Origin of the sequence: Fuscovulum ytuae, from assembly GCF_029953595.1 — a bacterium.
GTDB lineage: Bacteria > Pseudomonadota > Alphaproteobacteria > Rhodobacterales > Rhodobacteraceae > Paragemmobacter > Paragemmobacter ytuae.
Genome location: NZ_CP124535.1, coordinates 3039422 through 3059463 on the forward strand (window position 1 = coordinate 3039422; position 20042 = coordinate 3059463).

Consider the following 20042-nt stretch of genomic DNA (forward strand, 5'->3'; position numbering starts at 1 on the left):
CATTTCGGTAACACCATTTCAAGCATGTCCGCATTCAGAAGGAGGGACTTATGGCACGAGTGGCTTTGGTGACGGGTGGTTCGCGCGGGATCGGCGCCGCGATTTCGGTGGCGCTGAAGGCGGCGGGCTACAAGGTGGCCGCGAATTACGCCGGAAACGATGAGGCCGCGGCGGCCTTCACCAAGGAAACAGGCATCCCTACCTTCAAATGGTCGGTCGCGGATTATGACGCCTGCGTCGCGGGCATCGCCAAGGTCGAGGCCGAGGTTGGCCCGGTGGACGTTCTGGTCAACAATGCGGGTATCACCCGTGATGCCATGTTCCACAAGATGACGCCGCAGCAGTGGAAAGAGGTGATCGACACCAACCTCACGGGTCTGTTCAACATGACACATCCGCTTTGGTCGGGGATGCGCGATCGCAAGTTCGGGCGGGTGATCAATATCTCTTCCATCAACGGGCAAAAGGGGCAGGCGGGGCAGGCGAACTATTCCGCCGCCAAGTCGGGCGATCTGGGCTTTACCAAGGCCTTGGCACAGGAAGGCGCACGGGCGGGGATCACGGTCAATGCGATCTGCCCCGGCTATATCGCGACCGAGATGGTGAAGGCGATCGATGAAAAGGTTCTGGCCGAACGCATCATCCCGCAAATTCCCGTGGGCCGTCTGGGCGAACCCGAAGAAATCGCGCGGACCGTGGTCTTCCTTGCGTCAGACGATGCGGGCTTCATCACCGGGTCGACGATTTCGGCCAATGGCGGGCAGTTCTTCGTCTGACCTGACGTTGGCGAAAGGTCGCGGAATTTGACACAAATTCCGCGTCGATTTCTGACGCAGAAATCGGTTCTGCCCTGCCGACAGTGGGTCGGCAGGGCAGACGGCGCAACGCCAAGGCCCCGGAATTTGCGTCAAATTCCGATCCGGTTTCTGCGCCAGAAACCGTCTTTTCCTTACCCGACGCCCCGCCTAAGTTGCGCGCGGAACGCGAGGCAGGGATGACGCAGAGAAACGCAACGGCCATCGGCTTTACCGCCGTTCTGATGTGGGCGCTTCTGGCGCTGTTCACGATCGGATCGGCCCCAGTGCCGCCCTTCCTTCTGAACGCGCTGACCTTTGGCATCGGAGGCACGCTGGGCCTGATCTGGACCCTGCGCAATGGCTTGGGCCGCCTGCGCGGCATCTCATGGCGGGTTTATGCTTTCGGGATCATCGGCCTTTTCGGCTATCACGCGCTTTACTTTACCGCCTTCCGGATCGCGCCTGCGGCCGAGACCGGGCTCATGGCCTATCTCTGGCCCCTCTTCATCGTGCTTTTCGCCAGCTTCCTGCCGGGCGAAAGGCTGCGCCCCATGGTCGTGATCGGGGCCATAATCGCCTTTGCGGGGGCCGCGCTGATCGTGCTCGGCCGGGATGCAGGCGGGGCGGCCACGCCGATGGGTCTGCTTCTCGGCTTTCTCTGCGCCCTGACATGGGCGGGCTATTCCACCCTGTCGCGCCGTCTGGGTGATGTGCCCACCGAAAGCGTAACCATCTTCTGCCTTGGCACAGCCGTTTTGTCGGCGCTGGTGCATCCGATGCTAGAGGAAACCGTCTGGCCCGCCACCACCTTGGGCTGGCTGGCCATCCTTGGGCTTGGTATCGGCCCGGTCGGCGCGGCCTTCTTCACATGGGATATCGGTATGAAGAAGGGCAATATCCAACTCTTGGGCGTTGCCTCCTATGCGGCACCGCTCTTGTCTACCCTTGCCCTTGTCGCCGCTGGCATCAGCCCGGCCTCATGGACGATCCTCGCCGCGGCGGTGCTGATCACAGGGGGGGCGGCGCTGGCAGCCCGGGCAGGCACCAGCGCCGGGGACTGATCCCTTACGCCTGCTGGAGGCGGGTCATTTCTTCCTTGAGCCTGAGTTTCTGTTTCTTCAGCTCAGCAATCCTCAGGGCATCCGCGCCGGGGCTTCGCTGCTCACGCTCGACCATTTCAGAGAGGTGCTCATGCTTGCGGCGCAGTTCCTGCAGATGCGAAGCAATCGTCATATCCGTCCTCCTCATGACTGGTTCCGACAGGTTGAGTGCAACACAACCGTCGAGTCGTGTCACGGATAATCGATGCAGACTTACGGAGGTGTTATACCATCCCGGCCAAAGGCCGCCGAAAGATCGCCGCCCATGCGCAACACCGCGTTGGCGCCGGGGGTATAGTTTTCCCTGTCCCCATCATGCGCCGCACCGTCATGCAGGGTGAAGGGGGCCAGCAGACGAAAGGCGGCTCGCCCCCCCTTCCTTGCCTGCAAGATCACACGCGGCGGCGCGCGGCCGATGCGCGGTGCCAAGGGCAGCACGCTGGCCGAGCCGAGTTTCGGTGCCAACGCCGCCAGCGCCTCAGGCAGGCAGGGCGTCGCGAAGATCATGGTCAGCCAGCCGCCTGGCCGCAGCCGCGCCCCCGCGGCGGCGACCCAGGCGGCGATGGGCGTATCCACCCTGACCGCCCGATCCCGCCCCGCCACCGGCGAGGGCGTGCCCCCCGCGCCGTAATAGGGCGGGTTGGCGATCACATGGTCAAACTCCCGCCGCAGCACCTTTGGCATCGCGGCCAGATCGCCCGTCACCACTTCCATTGCCATGCCATTTCGTTGCGCATTGCGTCGCGCCAAATCGGCATAGTCGGCTTGCACTTCCAACCCTGCCAGAACCACACCGGGCACCCGTGCCGCAAGGCACAATCCCGCCGCCCCCGCCCCGCAGCCCAGATCCAGCACGCTTTCCCCGGCCCGCGCTGGGCAGGCCGCGGCAAGCAGCACGGGGTCCGTCGCCGCGCGATAGCCGCGCGCGGGCTGCAACAGCCTCAGCCGCCCCATAAGGAATTTGTCATCCGACAGGGCATCGTCGGGGAACACGCTCACTCTTGCCCCGTAGGGATGTCATTGTCGCGCAGCACGGCGCGGGCGATGAACAGATCCTCGTCCCGCACCATCAACCGGCGTGGCAATATGCCAAGGCTGCCGTCAAGGATGCTCATGTGGACGTCCAGATCGAATACCTCTATATCCTCCCCCTCAAGAAGGGCGGTGGCAAAGGCGATGATCGTCGGATCGGTGCTGCGCAAAAGCTCTTTCATGCGATAGAATTAAGGGGCGCCGCCCCGGAATGTCGAGAGGCGGGGGAATGGGTTTGGACCAAGCAGCGCAGAAACCGCATGACCGGCTGGCGCATTGGCTGGCCGAGGATATGGCGGCGGTAAATGCTCTGATCCGCACCCGCATGGCCAGCGAACATGCCCCCCGTATCCCCGAAGTGACGGCCCATCTGGTCGAAGCGGGGGGAAAACGCCTGCGCCCGATGCTGACGCTCGCCGCCGCGCGCATGTGCGGCTATCAGGGCGAGAACCATGTCAAACTCGCCGCGACGGTGGAATTCATCCACACCGCGACGCTTCTGCATGATGATGTGGTGGATGAAAGCGAACGCCGCCGGGGCCGCCCCACGGCAAACCTGCTGTGGGACAACAAATCCTCTGTGCTGGTGGGCGATTACCTTTTCGCCCGGTCCTTCCAGTTGATGGTGGAAACGCAATCGCTGCGCGTCATGGATATCCTTGCCAATGCCTCTGCCGTGATCGCCGAGGGCGAGGTGCTTCAACTCACCGCCGCGCAGGATCTTGGCACGACCGAGGCCATTTACCTTCAGGTGATCCGTGGCAAGACGGCGGCCCTGTTCGCCGCCGCGATGGAAGTGGGCGGCGTCATCGCCGCCGTGCCCGAGGCGCAGGTGCAGGCGCTGCGTGCTTATGGCGACGCGCTGGGCATTGCTTTCCAGATCGTCGATGACCTTCTGGATTACGGCGGCACCGATGCCGCCATCGGCAAGAACACGGGCGACGATTTCCGCGAAAGAAAGCTGACGCTTCCGGTCATCAAGGCCGTCGCAAAGGCCGATGCCGAAGAACGCGCCTTCTGGACCCGCACCATCGAAAAGGGCGATCAGCGCGACGGCGATCTCGCCCATGCCATGGCCCTGATGGATCGGCATGGCGCGATGCGGGCCGCGCGGGATGAGGCGCTGATGTGGGCCGAAACCGCGCGCCGCGCGTTGGATATCCTGCCCGCGCATGAATTGCGCGACATGCTGTCGGACCTTGCCGATTACGTGGTGGCGCGGATCAACTGATCCGCGGTTCACGCAACGATAACATCGGCGTCAGACCCGTTGCGCAGGCGTGATCCCACCCCGACCTCTCTGCCACGCAGATGATGGAGGGTTTCATGCGCAGCTTATTCCTTCTTGCCGGTCTTGCCGTCGCAAGCCCAGCTTTTGCCAACACGACGCCTGCCACCGCCGTTGCCATTGGCGACCTGCAATATGGCAGCAGTGCCACGATCCGTGGCGTCGTCGATCAGATCACGGATGAGGATGAATTCCGCCTCCGCGATGAAAGCGGGTCGGTCCTTGTCTATATTGGCCCCGGCATCGTGCCCTTTAACACGGGTGAAGAGATCACGATCAGCGGGATCGTCGATCGCGACTTCGGGCGGCTCGAGGTTTATGCCCGCGAAGCGACCCGCGCCGATGGCAGCCTTGTCACCTTTGATCACCGCTATGACTGATCCGGGCAGGCCGCCCCTTGCGAAGGGCAGGCGGCTTCCCCACCTCCCTAGACAACAAAAACACGTCAGGGAGATGACGATGATCCGTTCCGCCGCGATGGCTGCGGTTCTGCTTTCAGCCTCGGCCGCCTTTGCGACACCTGTTCCCATCACCAAGGCCCCGCGCGGCCAGCCCGTCACCCTATCGGGCAAGGTGCTGCGCATCACCGATACTGATGCCTTCCGATTAAAGGATGAAACCGGCGTGGTCACCGTCTATGTCGGCCCCAATGACCTGCCGGTCGAGGTGGGCGAAGAGGTCACCGTTCACGGCGCGCTGGAGGAAGGCTTCCCCCCCGAATTCGTGGCCTGCGCCCTGCGCCGCGCCGATGGGCGCGAGGTGGCCTTCCGTCACGACTGGGGCTGAAGAAGCGGCGCATCCGCCACCCACCAGCCCGGTTCCGCCGCCCGGATGGCCCGCGCGGCGGCACTGGCCGAAAGCGGATCGGCAAATAGCCCGAAACAGGTGGCCCCCGATCCCGACATCCGCGCCATCAGGCATCCTGTCTGCGCCGAAAGCTGCGCCTTCACCCGCCCGATCACGGGTTGCAGCGCGATGGCGGGCGGTTCCAGATCGTTCCGCTGCATCATCAGAAAGGCCGCAAGCTCTGCCGCCGTCTTCAGGCGCGGCAGATCGCGCGGCAGGGGGGCATTCTCCGCCCGCGCCAGCGCGCGAAAGATCGACGGTGTCGAAACCGCCACGCCGGGATTGGCCAGCACCAACCACGCGTCCGGCAAGGCGGGCAGGGGGGCCAGCCCCTCGCCAATCCCCGTCATGCGCACGGGGCGGCCTTCCAGACAGACCGGCACATCCGCGCCAAGCGCCAGCACGGTGGCGGCATCGGGCAGCGAGCGCCCCGACAGCCGTGCCAGCAGGCGCAGGGCGGCGGCGGCATCCGCCGACCCGCCGCCGATGCCCGATGACACAGGCAGGTGCTTTACCAGCACGATCTGCGCTGAAAGCCCCATCGCCCGCGCGGCGCGCAGAACAAGGTTATCCCCCTCGCCCGACAGTCCCGCCGCCATCGGCCCGGTCACCGAAAGGGACGGGGGATCGGCCAGCGTCCCGCTGACCCGATCCCCCACCCCGGCAAAGACCACCATGGAATCAAGCAGGTGATAGCCATCCGCCCGCCGCCCCGTGACATGCAGGCAAAGGTTGATCTTGGCCGGCGCGAATTCAGTTGCTGCCATTCGCCACTTCGGTCAACGGTTTCGCGCCTTCTTCCGCCAGAACGGCATCAAGTCCGATCTCCAGCTTGCGACGAATGCGCTTGGCGTCCTTCTCTTCCGGGTCAAAGGACAGCGCGCGGTGCCATTGGAACTGCGCCTCCAGCTTGCGGCCCACGGCCCAATAGACATCGCCCAGATGATCCGTCACCACCGGATCGACGGGTTCCAGAAGCGACGCCCGCTCCATCGGTTCGACTGCGTCTTCATAGCGGCCCAGCCGGAACAGCGCCCAGGCAAGGCTGTCGATGATATATCCCGCATCGGGCTGCGCCGCGACGGCGCGTTCAATCATTCCCAGCGCCTCGTCCAGATTTTCGCCCCGGTCGACAAAGCTGTAGCCCAGATAGTTCAACACCTGCGGCTGATCCGGGTTCAATTCCAAGGCGCGGCGGAAATCGGCCTCGGCTTCGGGCCAATTCCCCGCGCGTTCGTTGCTGATCCCACGCGAATAATACAGCGTCCAGTGCCGCTGTTCGGTCTTGGCGATCTGGTCGATGGCGGCGCTGTAATAGGGGATGGCATCGGCAAAGCGTTCCTGCCGCCGCAGCGCGTCACCCATCGCGGATTGGACCTCGACCAGATGGCCATGGCTGCGGGTCAGGGCCTGCAACACCTCTAGCGCTGCGTCCACCTTGCCTTCCGCGATCAGCGTATCGGCACGGCCCACCTCGGCCACGTGATAGGCCGGGTCATCGGCCGGGATCGTGGCATAGACCTCGCCCGCCAGGGCGAATTGATCCAGCGCTTCCAGCATCCCGCCCGCCAGCAACCGCCCCTCGGCATGATCGGGGCGCAGATGCCCCGTAACGCGGGCATAGATCAGGGTATAGCCATCCTCGGCCTCGCCGCGCAGGGCGGTGGCAAGGGTGAAAAACACCTCTGCAATCCCGTCCTGCGCATTGCGCACGATGTCAAAGGGAACAGGCTCCCCCGCCGAAAGCCTTGCGCGCAGGGCATCAAGCTGGGGGTCGGCCTCTGTCCCGAAGGCACGGTCCAAGAGGGCCAGCGCATCCGGGTTCCGTTCCAGCTGGCTTAGGATCTGCGCATGCGCTACCGCACCCCGCCGCATCAGGACGATCTGCCCCGCCTCGCGCCCCGACAGAATATTGTCCGCCCCCTCGAAATCCCCGACCGAGGCCAGCGCAAGCGCCTTATGATACAGGCCAAACGCCTCAAGCCCCGGCGATTTCGCGAGCGCGTCAAAGGCATCCAGCGCATCCGACATGCGCCCTTCGCCAAGGCCGGCCCAAGCCATCACCAGATCATCAACCAGCCGCCCGACCGTCCGCCCCGCCTTGATATCGGCGATCAGCCCGGAATAGTCTTCGCGCTTCGCCTGATCGGCCAGCAGGGCGATATAGGCCGGCTGGCTGCGCCCGCCCTTCTGCACCAATTGCCGCGCAAGCTCTGCCGCGCGGTCCACCTCGCCAAGGCTCATATGCGCGATCACCGCGCCTTCCAGCGTGGCCGGATCGTTCATCCCCGCCATAATCAGACGGTCATACCACCGCGCCGCTTCTCGGAAATCGTTCTCGGATGCCGCCACTCGGGCGGCAAGAAAGGCCCCTGCCGATCCGTCATAGGCCTGTTGCTGCGCGGCGACGGGCAGGGCCATCACCGAGGCAAACAGCAGGGCGGGCAGGAAACGGGTCGGCATCAGGCAACTCTCCGGCGCGAGGGATGGGGGAAAGCTAGCCGCGCCTGCCCCCGCTGGCAATCGGGCCGGGGGCATTTCGCCACCCGGCCTGCTGTCCTACACGGAAATGTCACCGCTTGGGTCACATATTGGGATAGTTCGGCCCGCCCGCGCCCTGCGGCGTGGTCCAATTGATGTTCTGCGACGGATCCTTGATGTCGCAGGTCTTGCAATGGACGCAGTTCTGGAAATTGATCCGGAAGGTCGCGTCATTGCCTTCGCCCAGCACCTCATAGACCCCAGCCGGGCAGTAACGCTGCGCAGGTTCGGCATATTTCGGCAAGTTCACCGAAATCGGGATCGACGGGTCCTTCAGCTTCAGATGCGCGGGTTGCGCCTCGTCATGGTTGGTGAAGCTGTAGGCCACATTGGTCAGTCGGTCGAAGGACAGCACGCCATCGGGCTTGGGATAGTCGATCGGCTTGTGATCCTTCGCCAAACCCGTCGCCGCCGCATCCGATTTGCCATGTTTCAGCGTGCCAAAAATCGTCAGGCCGATCGTGTTGGCCCACATGTCGATGCCCCCACCCATAAGCGAGGCCACCAACCCGTATTTCGACCACAGCGGTTTGACATTCCGCACCCGCTTCAGGTCGCGGCCGATGGCACCATTCCGCACCTCGGCCTCATAGGCCGCCAGTTCGTCGCCCGCGCGGCCTGCCTTGATGGCGGCATGGGCAGACTCGGCGGCCGCCTTACCCGACAGCATGGCGTTGTGGTTGCCCTTGATGCGCGGCACGTTCACCAGCCCCGCCGAACAACCCAAGAGCGCCACACCCGGTGCCACCATCTTGGGGATCGACTGCCAGCCGCCTTCGGAGATGGCCCGCGCGCCATAGGCCACGCGCTTGCCGCCCTTCAGGAGTTCCGCCACCATCGGGTGATGCTTGAAGCGCTGGAATTCCATATAGGGATACAGATGCGGATTCTCGTAGTTCAGGTGAACCACAAAGCCCACATAGACCTGATTGTTTTCCAGATGATAGATGAAGGACCCGCCGCCCGCGTTTGACCCAAGCGGCCAGCCCATCGTGTGGGTGACCGTGCCCTCGCGATGCTTGGCGGGGTCGATCTCCCAGATTTCCTTCATGCCAAGGCCGAATTTCTGCGGGCACTTGTCTTTCGACAGGTCATACTTGGCGATCACCTCTTTCGACAGCGACCCGCGCACGCCTTCCGACAGGAAGACGTATTTGCCATGCAACTCCATCCCCGGTTCATAGGACGGCCCCGGTTCCCCGGTTTCCGGGTCACGGCCGAATTCGCCCGCAACCACGCCCTTCACCCGGTCACCCTCATAGACCAGCGCCGAGGCCGACATGCCGGGGAAAATCTCGACCCCCAGCCCTTCGGCCACCCCCGCCATCCAGCGGCAGACATTGGCCATGGAAACGATGTAATTGCCGTGGTTGTTCATCAGCGGCGGCATCGGGAAATTCGGGATGCGCACCTGCCCTGCCGGGCCAAGGATGTAGAAGTTATCCTCCTTCACCTCGGTCTTGATCGGCGCGCCCATGCTGCGCCAATCGGGCAGCAGCGCGTCAAGGCCGCTCGGATCAAGCACCGCGCCGGAAAGGATGTGCGCGCCGACCTCGGACCCTTTTTCCAGCACCACCACCGTCAGATCGGGGTCAAGCTGTTTCAGCCGGATCGCCGCCGACAGGCCCGCCGGACCCGCCCCCACGATCACCACGTCATATTCCATCGACTCACGGACGATGTCGGCCATTCCGCCTGCTCCTTCCCCGCTATCCCTTGCTTGCCCGCGCAATAATCTTGCGGGCGGCTCGCAATCCCCTAGCCGATGCTGCGCCAAGGGGTCAATCGGAACGCGGCATCACAATGTCGCTTCGCGGCATGTCGTCGCGTTCCTTGGCCTTGTCCTGCCGCCGATTTCCGCATTCCGCCACGGCAGGGCCTTGCATTTGCCGTCCCGGTCGGTTTGGGTATGGATGAAATCGCAGGACGGATCACGCCACTGCCTTGGAAACAGGGCCGTGGCCTTCCTTTTGTTATGTAGGGGCCGATGGAAAAGATTCCGATGACGCGCGCGGGCTTCACCGCGCTGGATGAAGAGTTGAAGGTGTTGAAATCGGTCGAACGTCCCGCAGTGATCCGCGCGATCGCCGAGGCGCGCGAACATGGCGACCTGTCGGAAAACGCCGAATACCACGCCGCGCGCGAAAAGCAGTCCTTCATCGAGGGCCGGATCAAGGAATTGGAAGGGATGCTGTCGCTTGCCGATGTCATCGACCCGTCGAAACTTTCGGGCGCGGTGAAATTCGGCGCGACGGTCACCATCGTCGACGAAGACACCGACGAAGAACGCACCTATCAAATCGTGGGTGAGGCCGAGGCCGATATCGAACGCGGGCTGTTGAACATCCGTTCGCCCATCGCGCGCGCGCTGATCGGCAAGGATGAAGGCGACAGCGTCGAGGTGAAAACCCCCGGCGGCACCAAAAGCTATGAGATCCTGACCATCCGCTATATCTGACGCAAGCGAAGGAGACCGGGGAACGGCATGGCGCAAGACCGCGAAAAGCCCGAACCATTGGGCATGTTCCTGCGCAGCGAGGACAGCCCCCCCTTCGGCCCGACCGAGATTGTCGCCGCCCTTCTGGCGCTGGTCTGGGTTGTGGCCGTGATCGCCTATGCGCTGATCTCGCCTGCCTCTGATGGCGGCGGGCTGCTGGGTCTGGTGATGACGCTGCTGGTCGTGTTCCTGCCCTTGGCCCTGATCTGGGCGGCGGTCACCACCCTGCGGTCCGTCCGCGTCCTGCGGGCCGAGGCGGCACGGCTTCAGGCCACGGTCGATGCGATGCGCAATGCCTATCTTCTGTCGCAGCAGACTCAGGCCGCCATCAAGCCGGTGGTGGAACAGAAGTTGGACGAGGTGGCAGGCGTTCTTGCCACCTTCCAAACCCGCCGCGACCCGGGCCTGACCGTGCCTTCCGCCGATCGTAAGGCCGCCCTCGTGCCGCCACACCGTGGGGCGCAGGACGAACAGCCCGCCCTCGCCCTTGGCACCCCGGCCGAGGAATTGCGCCCCCCCGTGTCCGTGGCCGATGCCATCCGCGCGCTGAACTTCCCCGAAAACCCGGATGATCGCGAAGGCTTCCGCGCGCTGCGCGCCGCGCTGGAAGATCGGAATACCGCCAAGCTGATCCGCGCGGCGCAGGACGTGCTGACCCTTCTGTCGCAAGAGGGCATCTATATGGATGACCTTCGCCCCGACCGCGCCCGCCCAGAACTCTGGCGGCGCTTTGCCCAAGGCGAACGCGGGCGCACCATCGCCGCGCTGGGCGGCATCCGCGACCGGTCCTCGCTGGCGCTGACGGCGGCACGGATGCGCGAAGATACCGTCTTTCGCGACGCCGCCCACCATTTCCTGCGCAGCTTCGACAAGACCTTTCAGGAATTCGAAAAGGTCGCCTCCGATGCCGATCTGGCGGAACTGGCCGATACGCGCACGGCGCGGGCCTTTATGTTGTTCGGCAGGGTGACGGGCATCTTCGACTGACGGCGGTCAGCAGGCCTGCCACAGCCATGCGCCATCCTCGGACAGATGCCGCGTCACCTGCCCCCGCTGCCGCAGGCAATTCAGATGCGCCACCGATTCCACCAGTGCCATGCCAAATTCCGGTCCGTCGATCTGCCGCTTGAAAAGCGGCAGGAAACAGCCCGCCGCCACCTGTGGCGTGGCCAGGTGGTCCAGCAGACGCGCCAAGGCCCCCTCATGGTTGTCGATCATCTGCCGCAGCCTTAGGGGCAGCCCGGTGAAGGGCAGCTTATGCCCCGGCAGTACCAGCTGATCCTCGCGCGCCAGCGGCTGAAATTGCGCGCAACTGTCCAGCCATTCCGTCAGCGGATCGGCATCGGGTTCCGTCGGATAAACGCCGATATTGGCCGAAATCCCCGGCAATAGCTGATCGCCGCCAAGGATCAGCCCATCCTCCACGCTCCACAGCGTCGCATGTTCCGGTGCATGCCCATCGCCGCAGCGCACCTGCCAGCGGCGGCCCCCGGCGGTGACCACATCCCCCTCGCGGATGCGCGTGAAACCGGGGGGCAGTGCGGCCACCACATCGGCAAAGTTGAAAGGCCGCGTTGCGGCATAGGATGCCAGCCGATCCGCCCCCACCCCCGCGCGGCGCTGGAACTCCACCGCCTCTGCAACAGGCAAAGGATGTTCATCCAGAACCAGCATCCGCGCATAAAGCCAGCTTGTCCGCGTCGTCACCAATTCCGCCCCGCGCGACTGGAACCAGCCTGCCAGCCCGATGTGATCGGGGTGGTAATGCGTCACGATCACGCGGGTAACAGGCTTGCCCGCCAAGGGGCCCGCCAAAAGCCCCTCCCAGATCGCCTTGGCGCGTTTCGATGCAAAGCCCGTATCGACCACCGTCCAGCCATCGCCATCATCCAGCGCGAAGACATTCACATGATCCAGCGCCATCGGCAGCGGCAGGCGCAGCCACAGGATGCCGGGGGCAACCTCCACCGCCTGCCCTTCGGCAGGGGGCGTATCGAACGGGTAGCGGATCCCTGTCTCTGGCGTCGCGTCAGTCATGCCCCCGCCTTAAGCCGCCCGCCCTCACGCAGCAAGGTCTTCCGCCGACAGCGCATAAAGCCCCGCCGCGCCTTCCCGCGCCTCGGCCAGCAGGCCTGCATGGGCAGGCAGCAGCCGCCGGATCGCCACCCGCGCCAACGCCACCCGCGCGCCCCCGGCGGCATGGGCCGCCCGCAGATGGGCATCCGCCCCAAGCACAACGGCGAAGGCCCGCAAATACGGCACCGCCCCCGCAAAGCGATCCGTCATGTCTTGCCGCAGCAGCGCCTCTGTCCCCTCGCGCAGCGCCTCGGCCGCGTTCCAGACATCCCCCGCCAGATCGGGCAGCGCGGCCCGCGCCGCCTCGGCTGCCGCCTGCACCTCGTCGATCAGGGCAAAGGCCGCCGCCCCGCCATCGGCCATCTTGCGCGCCGTCAGGTCCATCGCCTGAATGCCGTTCGTGCCTTCATAGATCGTCGTCACCCGCACATCGCGGGCGAATTGCGCGGCCCCGGTTTCTTCGATGAACCCCATCCCGCCATGGACCTGCACGCCCATCTGCGCCACCTCATGCCCCGTATCCGTGCCATAGGCCTTGGCAATCGGGGTCAACAGCGCCGCGCGCGCCTGCCATTCGGGTGCGCCCGTCGCTGCCGCCATGTCAATCGCCACCGCACAGGACAGCGCGATGGCACGCGCCGAAAAGACCTGCGCCCGCATAGAGGCCAGCATCCGCCGCACATCGGCATGGTCGGTGATCGCCGCGCGCCCGGTGGGGGTGCGCCCCTGCACCCGCCCCTCGGCATAGGCCAGCGCCTGCTGGAACGCCGCCTCGGCCACACCCACGCCTTGCACCGCCACGCCCAGCCGCGCGTTGTTCATCATGGTGAACATCGCCGCCATGCCCTTATGCGGCTCTCCCACCAGCCAGCCTGTCGCGCCATCATATTGCATCACGCAGGTGGGCGACCCGTGCAGACCCAGCTTATGTTCCAAGGACACGACCGACAGGTTGTTCCTCTGGCCCGGGTTCCCTGCGGCATCCGGGATGAATTTCGGCACGAGGAAAAGGCTGATCCCCGCCGTCCCCGCCGCACCATCCGGCAGACGGGCCAGCACCAGATGGCAGATATTCGGCAGGAAATCCGCATCCCCCCATGAGATGTAAATCTTCTGCCCCGTGATCGCATAGCGACCATCACCCAGCGGCTCTGCCTTCGTGCGCAGCGCCCCCACATCCGACCCGGCCTGCGGTTCGGTCAGGTTCATGGTCCCGCCCCATTCCCCCGAAATCAATTTTGGCAAATAGATCGAACGCAGCGCCTCCGATGCGTGATGTTCCAGCGCCTCGATCTGCCCCTGTGTCAGAAGGGGGCCGATCTGCAAGGCAAGGCAAGCCCCCGCCAGCATTTCATTCACCGCCGTGGCCAGCGTCATCGGCAGGCCCATCCCGCCATTCTCTGCCCGCGCCGCCATCCCGATCCAGCCACCCTCGGCAATCGCGCGATAGCCGTCGGCAAAGCCGGGGGGGGTGCGCACGATGCCGTTTTCCAACCGTGCCGGGGTCTTGTCGCCCACGCGGTTCAGGGGCGCGATGGTAGTCTCGGCCAACCGCCCCGCCTCGGCCAGAATGGCGCGGGCCGTGTCGGGCGACGCGTCTGCGAAACGGTCGGTCGCCGCGACGCGCCCATAGCCCGTGACCAAAGACAGAAGCAGGTCGTAATCGGCAAGTGGCGCGCGGTAGGGCATGGGTCTTTCCTTCGAAGGCGCTGTCGCGGGCGGCTTGGCATCGGGGCCCTGCCGCGCTAGGACAGCGGACCTGCAAAGGTTTACAGCCCCGCGCCCCCCACTCAAGCCCAACGCTGCGTCACGACATGACCGATACCCTGACCCTGGCCCCCACGACCGACGGCCTCGCCCGCGCGGCGGGTCTGTTGCGCGCAGGCGGCTTGGTCGCCTTTCCCACGGAAACGGTCTATGGCCTTGGCGGCGATGCACGAAATGACCGGGCGGTGGCGGCGATCTTTGCTGCCAAAGGACGGCCCAGCTTCAACCCCCTGATCGTGCATGTCCCCGATATGGAGGCCGCGCGCAGCGTGGCCCGCTTCGACGCGCGGGCCGAGGCATTGGCGGCGACCTTCTGGCCCGGTCCTCTGACCCTTGTCCTGCCCCTGCGGCTTGATGCCGGGATATCGCCCCTCGTGACGGCGGGCCTGCCCACGGTGGCCGTGCGCCTGCCCGCACATCCCGTGGCGCAGGGCTTGCTGCGCGCCTTTGGTGGGCCGCTCGCGGCACCTTCGGCCAATCCGTCGGGCAAGGTGTCGCCCACGCGGGCGGATCACGTGCTGGCGGGGCTTTCAGGCCGTATCGTGGCGGTGGTCGATGGCGGGCCCTGCGCGGTGGGGGTGGAATCCACCATCATCGGGTTGGACGGTGACCCCGCCCTCCTCCGCCCCGGCGGCGTGACGGTCGAGGCGCTGGAGGCCGCCCTTGGCCAATCCCTGCAGGCGGGCGGGTCTGAAACCCGCCCCAATGCGCCCGGCCAACTGGCCAGCCATTACGCCCCCGGCGCGCCGGTCCGGCTGAACGTCACCGCGCCCGAGGCGGGCGAGGTCTGGGTGGGCTTCGGCCCCTGTCCCGGCGCGGCGCTCTCGCTTTCTGAAACGGGCGATGATGTCGAGGCGGCGGCCCGCCTCTTCCATATTCTCCGGCAGGCGGATGATCTGGCAGGTCCCGCAGGCCGCATCGCCTTTGCCCCTATCCCCGACCGTGGCCTTGGCCGGGCCATCAACGACCGCCTTCGCCGCGCCGCCGCCCCCCGAGGGTAATCACCGCCCTTGCAACCCCGCCCCCGATCCCGTTCCCTAGGGCCGCGACAGGGGGGGCAGGCACGGGGGGCAGGCCATGACAGACGACATCCATACCACCGCCGAGGCGATCGAGGCTTCGGCCCTCCCGCGCGCCAAGGCCGTGCATTCCGACCCGTCGCAATGCGGCGCGCTGGAAACCGCGCCCCTCCCCAAGGCCGCCACCCGCCGCAAGGTCGAAGAGAAAAGCCCCGCTGAATGGGCCTATGAGCGCCTCATCCTTTATATCCAGAACTTCGAGGCACAGCTGGACGCCGATCACGAGGTGGCGATGGGTTTCGCAGGCGGGCAGGCCGGGGTTCTGGCCATCGAAGGCGTCGGCTTCTTCGACCCCGATCTTGTCACGTTCTATGGCCGCGACGAGGACGGGCTGAAGACCCAGCTCATCCAGCATGTCAGTCAGTTGAACGTCCTTCTGCGCGCCATTCCAAAGGAACAACCCGAAGAACCGCCCCGCCGCATCGGCTTTCAGATGATGTCGCAATGGGCAGGCGGCGAATCCGGCGATGCTTCGGCCTGATGGGGCGCGCTGCAAGGGGTGACAGGCAGGCGTGAATCGGGTATTCGGCGCAGAAAGACGGAAAAGGGAACCGACATGGCCGACCATAACCACGAATTCAAGCCGGGCAGCATGGACATCCGGGCGCAGGAAAAGACCTTCGCGGGCTTCATGAAGTTCACGCAATGGGGCGTGATCATCATCTTCGCGATCCTGATCTTCCTCGCCCTCGCCGGCGCCTGAGGCAGGACCCGCCCCCTTTATTTCAGGACCTGATCATGTTGCGCGCCGTTTTGGCACTTCTCGCGCTCCTCACGCTTGCGGCTTGCGGGGCAGAACCCGTCTGGGCCCCCGAGGAACGGGTGCAGGCGGCGCGCTACGTGCATGATGGCCCGAACGCGATCACGCTTTTTACCGTGATCAACAACCGCTCCAACGCCGGGGCGCATAGCGGGCTGATGGTCAACGATTCCGAACGGATCATGTTCGATCCGGCTGGAACCTGGAACCATCCCCGCATCCCCGAACGCAACGATGTGCATTACGGGATCACCCCGCGCATCGTGGATTTCTACATCGACTATCACGCGCGCGAAACGTTCCGCGTGGTCGAACAGACCATCGTCGTGTCACCCGGCGTGGCCGATCTGGTCGCGCGCCGGGTCAAGGAATATGGCGCGGTGCCAAAGGCGCAATGCGCGCGGTCGATCACCGATGTTCTGCGTGGCGTGCCCGGGTTCGAATCCATCCGTTCCACTTGGTATCCGAACAAGCTGATGGAAGATTTCGGCCGCCTTCCCGGCGTCACCACTCGCGTCATCTATGACGAGGATGCCGATAAGAATCACGGCGTCCTTCTGGTGCAATCGGCGCAATCGCCGCTTTAACCCACCGTCGCCAGCAGCACGAACAGCGTCCCGCCTCCGGCAAGGATCGCCCCCATCGTGCTGCGCGTGGCCACCCCCACCGCCAGCGTGACCAAGGCAGCGGCGAGCCGCGCGGGGTCCGTCTCGCCTCCCGTCGCGGGCGGCCACAAGACGCCCGGTGCCACCAACGCGGGCAGCACCGCCACCGCCGTGTAGCGCAGGGCCCGCGTCAGCCAAAGGGGCAGGGGCCGCGCCCCCAGCGTGCCAAGAAAGGAAAAGCGGATCGCATAGGTGCCAAGGGCCAGCGCGGGCAGCACGATCCAGAAGGTGGTCTTGTCGATCATCCCCGCCGCAACTCCAACCACCGCTCCAGCCCCGCACCCACCGCCATGGCGACCGATGCCGCCACCAGCAAGCCCGTGCCATAAGGCATCCCCGCCAAGGCCAGCGCCATCACGATCGACACCCCCGCCGCCGCCAGATGCGGCAGGCTGCGCAGCATTGGCGCAACCATGGCCAGAAAGGTGATCGGCAGCGCGAAATCCAACGCATAATCCGGCGGGATCGCCCGCCCGATCATCGCCCCCGCAAGCGACGCCATGAACCACAAAGGCGCCACCGCCACCACCGCACCAAAGAACACCGCCCGCTTTTCCTGCGCGGTCATGCCGGGGCGGCGGTCAATCTCGGCCACGGTTGTGGCGAAGCTCTGATCCACAAGGAAATAGGCCATGAGCGCCCGCGACCGCAGCGGCAATTCCCCGAAATGCGGGGCCAGCGTCACCGAATACATCACCATCCGCAGGTTCACCGCCAGCGCTGTGGCCAGCACCACCAGAACCGGCGCATTTTCCTGCATCGTCTGAAGCGCCGCGAATTGCGACGCGCCCGCAAAGACGGAAACGGAAAACAGCATCGCCTCCGCGACGTTTAGCCCGGCTTCCGTTGCCACCACCCCGAACAACAGCGCGAAAGGGCCGACGACCACCGTCATCGGCAGGGCGGCCAGCAGGCCGCGCAGAAATGCGGTGCGATGGGGGGTCATGGGCGAAGAGACATCCGGCCTCGCGCTTTACCTTGCGCAAGGAAGGGCTTAGGCCTTTCCGCAGCAAAGGGAAAGATCAGGATGCGGATTTTCGGGGTGATCCTTGCAGGCGGGCAGGGGAGGCGGATGGGCGGGGCCGACAAGGCCCTTCTGCCGCTGGCCGGTCGCCCCCTGATCGCCCATGCGCTGGATCGGCTGGAACCCCAGGTCGAAGGTCTGGCCATCAGCGCGAATGGCGATCCCGCGCGGTTCGCGCCCTATGGTCTGACGGTCTTGGCAGATCAGGACGGCTCGCATGGCCCCCTCTCCGGCCTGCTCGCCGCGCTGGGCTGGGCCGCGTCCCACGGCGCGACCCATCTGGTGACGGCTCCCGTCGATGCGCCCTTCCTGCCGCCCGATCTGGTGCCGCGCCTTCTTCTGGCCGCCGAAGGCACGGGGGTGGCGCTGGCCCGATCGGGTGGCAATGATCATCCCACCTGCGGCCTTTGGCCCGTCACCGCGCGCGCGGCGCTGGCCACCTTCCTTGCCAGCGGCGCCAAGCCGCGCGTCCGCGACTTTGCCGATAGCCTTGCTGCGGCCCGCGCCGATTTCCCCGCCGATGGGGCCTTCGCCAATCTCAACACGCCTGAAGACCTTGCCACCGCCGAGGCACGCATAAGGGGCGCGGCATGAGGGTCTATGGCGTCATCGGCTGGAAAAATTCGGGCAAGACCAGCCTGATGGAACGGCTGGTGGCTGAAATCACCGCGCGTGGCTTCTCCGTCTCTACCGTCAAACATGTCCATCACGAGGTGGACCTTGATCAGCCGGGGAAAGACACCTTCCGCCACCGTCAGGCCGGCGCGCGCGAGGTGGTGCTGGCCTCCAAGGATCGCTTTGCCCTGATGGTGGAACATCGCGGCCCCGAACCCGACCTTGCCGCCGTGCTGGCCCGGCTTGCCCCCGTCGATCTGGTGCTGGTCGAAGGTTACAAGCGCGATTCCCATCGCAAGGTCGAGGTGTGGCGGCGCGAAACCGGCCAACCCCTGATCCAGACGGGCGACCCGCTGGTCCGCGCCGTGGCGACGGATGCGGCGGGCCTTGCCCTGCCCGTGCCGGTCCTTGACCTGAACGATACCAAGGCGGTTGCCGATTTCATTTTGGCCGAGGTTGGGCTGTGACCATCGCAGCATTCGACACCGTTGCCATCGTGGATTGGTCGGCAAGCAATGGCCCGTCACCCGCCCGCCCCTCTGCCGATGCGATCTGGATCGGCACCGCGACCGCCGCAGGGACGGAAGCCCGCTATTTCCGCACCCGGGCCGAGGCCGAGGCACAACTTTCCGCCCTGATCGATGCCGAACGCACGGCAGATCGGCGCCTTCTGATCGGCTTTGATTTCCCGATGGGCTATCCCAAGGGCTTTGCCGCCCGCCTGACCGGGCAGGCCGATCCCCGCGCCCTCTGGCGGTGGCTGGCCGAACGGGTGACGGATATGGGCAACCGCAACAACCGCTTTGCCGTGGCGGATGAAATCAACGCAAGTTTCGCCGCAAAGGCAGGGGCAGGGTCGGCGGGGGGCCCCTTCTGGGGCCGCCCCTCCGGCCTGCCCCTGTCCCATCTGCCAGAGCGAAAGGCCGTCGATTACCCCGCCCTCGGCCTGCCCGAACGCCGCGCTGTGGAGCGGTGCGTTCCCCGCGCGCAGCCTGTGTGGAAGCTCTTCACCACAGGCTCCGTCGGGTCGCAGGCCTTGATGGGCCTGCCCATGATCCACCGCCTGTCGCAATGCGCAGGCACCGCCGTCTGGCCTTTCGATCCGCCCGACACCTGCCCCATCGTTCTGTCCGAGGTTTACCCCTCGCTCCTCGCCCCTCTCGTCGCGCAACAGCCCGGCATCAAGGACGCGGCGCAGGTCACCCTTCTGGCCCGCGCGCTTTGGCGGCTTTCCGATCGGAGAGCGCTTGATCCCCTGTTTGCCGCCAAGGATATCGATGATCTCCACGAGGAAGGCTGGATCCTTGGCGCAGGCCATGAAACCGCGCTTCTCGCCGCGGCGGAGGGGCCATGACCCGCACCGCCATCCGCATCGAACGGGGCCTGCCCGATCACCTCCGCGCCGAGGCCGCCGCCCTTTACTGGCAGGCCTTTGGCGGCAAACTGGGCCGCGTCCTTGGCCCCGAAGAGGCCGCCCTACGCTTCCTCGCCCGTGTCATGCGCGCCGACCACTGCCTGACCGCCATCGACGCCGAAGGCCGCCTGCTGGGCCTTGCCGGGTTCAAGACCGGCCAGGGCAGCTTTGCCGGGGGAACCGATGCCGACCTCCGCGCCGTCTATGGCCAATTCGGCGGGCGCTGGCGCGGGCTTGTCCTGCGCCTTCTGGGCAATGAGGTGGACAACCGCCGCTTCCTGCTGGACGGCCTCTGCGTCAGCCGCGCCGCCCGTGGCCAAGGCGTCGGATCGGCGCTTTTGGAGGCCATCGTGACCGAGGCCCGCGCCCGTGGTTATCCGGCGGTCCGGCTGGATGTGGTCGATACAAACTGGCGTGCCAAGGCCCTTTATGAACGGCAAGGCTTCGTCGTGGCCCGCACCGCAGGCATCGGCCCTTTGCGCCTGATCTTCGGCTTCAACGCCGCCCATACGATGGTGCGGACAGTCTGATCCCGGTCCCT

General features: G+C 65.6%; 25 protein-coding genes. 15 read left to right on the top strand and 10 right to left on the bottom strand.

The annotated features are described in order from the left end of the window. Positions 1–50: 50 nt before the first annotated feature. Positions 51–776 (top strand): beta-ketoacyl-ACP reductase, encoded by a 726-nt coding sequence (gene phbB / locus QF092_RS14610; RefSeq protein WP_165046477.1) that lies wholly within the window; start codon positions 51–53, stop codon positions 774–776. 218 nt (positions 777–994) lie between these two features. Next, a complete protein-coding gene (gene yddG / locus QF092_RS14615) occupies positions 995–1858 on the top strand; it encodes an aromatic amino acid exporter YddG (protein ID WP_281464899.1) in 864 nt (287 codons plus the stop codon). Between the two features lie 4 nt (positions 1859–1862). On the opposite strand, the gene QF092_RS14620 is transcribed toward yddG, so the two are convergent. The 3 genes from QF092_RS14620 to QF092_RS14630 all read right to left on the bottom strand — a co-directional run bounded on the left by QF092_RS14620 (position 1863) and on the right by QF092_RS14630 (position 3111). Next, positions 1863–2030: a YdcH family protein gene (locus QF092_RS14620; RefSeq protein WP_101919339.1), complete on the bottom strand. Its 168-nt coding sequence runs from the start codon at positions 2028–2030 to the stop codon at positions 1863–1865. Positions 2031–2110: 80 nt separating this feature from the next. Further along, on the bottom strand, positions 2111–2890 hold the full coding sequence (locus tag QF092_RS14625; protein WP_281470024.1) for a tRNA1(Val) (adenine(37)-N6)-methyltransferase: 780 nt from the start codon (positions 2888–2890) through the stop codon (positions 2111–2113). A gap of 2 nt (positions 2891–2892) precedes the next feature. After that, a complete protein-coding gene (locus tag QF092_RS14630; RefSeq protein ID WP_281464902.1) occupies positions 2893–3111 on the bottom strand; it encodes a putative signal transducing protein in 219 nt (72 codons plus the stop codon). Between the two features lie 47 nt (positions 3112–3158). On the opposite strand from QF092_RS14630, the gene QF092_RS14635 reads away from it, so the two are divergent. The 3 genes from QF092_RS14635 (at position 3159) to QF092_RS14645 (ending at position 5003) form a co-directional block, all read left to right on the top strand. After that, positions 3159–4160: a polyprenyl synthetase family protein gene (locus tag QF092_RS14635; protein WP_281464904.1), complete on the top strand. Its 1002-nt coding sequence runs from the start codon at positions 3159–3161 to the stop codon at positions 4158–4160. Between the two features lie 95 nt (positions 4161–4255). Continuing rightward, positions 4256–4597, top strand: coding sequence for a hypothetical protein (locus tag QF092_RS14640; protein WP_281464906.1), 342 nt, complete (start codon positions 4256–4258; stop codon positions 4595–4597). Between the two features lie 79 nt (positions 4598–4676). Then, positions 4677–5003: a hypothetical protein gene (locus QF092_RS14645; protein WP_281464908.1), complete on the top strand. Its 327-nt coding sequence runs from the start codon at positions 4677–4679 to the stop codon at positions 5001–5003. Here QF092_RS14645 and QF092_RS14650 read toward each other — a convergent pair. From QF092_RS14650 to QF092_RS14660, 3 genes are all read right to left on the bottom strand, one after another. Beyond that, entirely contained in the window at positions 4988–5830 is an 843-nt protein-coding gene (locus QF092_RS14650) for a 4-(cytidine 5'-diphospho)-2-C-methyl-D-erythritol kinase (protein ID WP_281464910.1), read from the bottom strand. The genes QF092_RS14645 and QF092_RS14650 overlap by 16 nt on opposite strands. Continuing rightward, positions 5817–7526 (bottom strand): tetratricopeptide repeat protein, encoded by a 1710-nt coding sequence (locus QF092_RS14655; protein WP_420026468.1) that lies wholly within the window; start codon positions 7524–7526, stop codon positions 5817–5819. The genes QF092_RS14650 and QF092_RS14655 overlap by 14 nt, the downstream gene beginning before the upstream one ends. A gap of 121 nt (positions 7527–7647) precedes the next feature. Then, positions 7648–9294 (bottom strand): electron transfer flavoprotein-ubiquinone oxidoreductase, encoded by a 1647-nt coding sequence (locus QF092_RS14660; RefSeq protein ID WP_281464912.1) that lies wholly within the window; start codon positions 9292–9294, stop codon positions 7648–7650. A gap of 297 nt (positions 9295–9591) precedes the next feature. Between QF092_RS14660 and greA the strand changes: the two genes are divergently transcribed. Then, on the top strand, positions 9592–10062 hold the full coding sequence (gene greA / locus QF092_RS14665) for a transcription elongation factor GreA (protein ID WP_281464913.1): 471 nt from the start codon (positions 9592–9594) through the stop codon (positions 10060–10062). Positions 10063–10089: 27 nt separating this feature from the next. Then, a complete protein-coding gene (locus QF092_RS14670) occupies positions 10090–11088 on the top strand; it encodes a hypothetical protein (protein ID WP_281464915.1) in 999 nt (332 codons plus the stop codon). Between the two features lie 6 nt (positions 11089–11094). Here QF092_RS14670 and QF092_RS14675 read toward each other — a convergent pair whose 3' ends face one another. Both QF092_RS14675 and QF092_RS14680 read right to left on the bottom strand, forming a co-directional pair. Continuing rightward, the gene (locus QF092_RS14675; RefSeq protein ID WP_281464917.1) at positions 11095–12138 is read right to left on the bottom strand and encodes an MBL fold metallo-hydrolase; all 1044 of its coding nucleotides are present in this window, start codon (positions 12136–12138) and stop codon (positions 11095–11097) included. 24 nt (positions 12139–12162) lie between these two features. Beyond that, a complete protein-coding gene (locus QF092_RS14680; RefSeq protein WP_281464919.1) occupies positions 12163–13866 on the bottom strand; it encodes an acyl-CoA dehydrogenase family protein in 1704 nt (567 codons plus the stop codon). Positions 13867–13991: 125 nt separating this feature from the next. On the opposite strand from QF092_RS14680, the gene QF092_RS14685 reads away from it, so the two are divergent. The 4 genes from QF092_RS14685 (at position 13992) to QF092_RS14700 (ending at position 16370) form a co-directional block, all read left to right on the top strand. Then, positions 13992–14945 carry an L-threonylcarbamoyladenylate synthase gene (locus QF092_RS14685; RefSeq protein ID WP_281464922.1) on the top strand — a complete coding sequence of 318 codons (954 nt, stop codon included), beginning with the start codon at positions 13992–13994 and terminating at the stop codon, positions 14943–14945. Positions 14946–15021: 76 nt separating this feature from the next. Continuing rightward, a complete protein-coding gene (locus tag QF092_RS14690; protein WP_281464924.1) occupies positions 15022–15504 on the top strand; it encodes a DUF6173 family protein in 483 nt (160 codons plus the stop codon). Positions 15505–15579: 75 nt separating this feature from the next. Continuing rightward, positions 15580–15726, top strand: a complete 147-nt coding sequence (locus QF092_RS14695) for an aa3-type cytochrome c oxidase subunit IV (protein ID WP_281464926.1) — start codon at positions 15580–15582, stop codon at positions 15724–15726. Positions 15727–15764: 38 nt separating this feature from the next. Next, a complete protein-coding gene (locus tag QF092_RS14700; RefSeq protein ID WP_420026546.1) occupies positions 15765–16370 on the top strand; it encodes a hypothetical protein in 606 nt (201 codons plus the stop codon). Here the strand turns inward: QF092_RS14700 and QF092_RS14705 are convergent. After that, positions 16367–16693 carry an AzlD domain-containing protein gene (locus QF092_RS14705; protein WP_281464930.1) on the bottom strand — a complete coding sequence of 109 codons (327 nt, stop codon included), beginning with the start codon at positions 16691–16693 and terminating at the stop codon, positions 16367–16369. The genes QF092_RS14700 and QF092_RS14705 overlap by 4 nt on opposite strands. Further along, a complete protein-coding gene (locus QF092_RS14710) occupies positions 16690–17394 on the bottom strand; it encodes an AzlC family ABC transporter permease (RefSeq protein ID WP_281464932.1) in 705 nt (234 codons plus the stop codon). The genes QF092_RS14705 and QF092_RS14710 overlap by 4 nt, the downstream gene beginning before the upstream one ends. An 81-nt stretch (positions 17395–17475) precedes the next feature. Here QF092_RS14710 and mobA point away from each other — a divergent pair, with 81 nt between their 5' ends. Genes mobA through QF092_RS14730 form a run of 4 tightly spaced genes read left to right on the top strand, consistent with a single transcriptional unit; the run spans position 17476 to position 20031 of the window. Beyond that, complete coding sequence (gene mobA / locus QF092_RS14715) at positions 17476–18066, top strand: molybdenum cofactor guanylyltransferase MobA (protein ID WP_281464934.1); 591 nt, start codon at positions 17476–17478, stop codon at positions 18064–18066. Beyond that, entirely contained in the window at positions 18063–18554 is a 492-nt protein-coding gene (gene mobB / locus QF092_RS14720; protein WP_281464936.1) for a molybdopterin-guanine dinucleotide biosynthesis protein B, read from the top strand. Before mobA ends, mobB begins: the two co-directional genes overlap by 4 nt. Beyond that, positions 18551–19441, top strand: coding sequence for a molybdopterin guanine dinucleotide synthesis (locus tag QF092_RS14725; RefSeq protein WP_281464938.1), 891 nt, complete (start codon positions 18551–18553; stop codon positions 19439–19441). Before mobB ends, QF092_RS14725 begins: the two co-directional genes overlap by 4 nt. Continuing rightward, positions 19438–20031: a GNAT family N-acetyltransferase gene (locus QF092_RS14730; RefSeq protein WP_281464940.1), complete on the top strand. Its 594-nt coding sequence runs from the start codon at positions 19438–19440 to the stop codon at positions 20029–20031. The genes QF092_RS14725 and QF092_RS14730 overlap by 4 nt, the downstream gene beginning before the upstream one ends. Positions 20032–20042 lie beyond the last annotated feature (11 nt).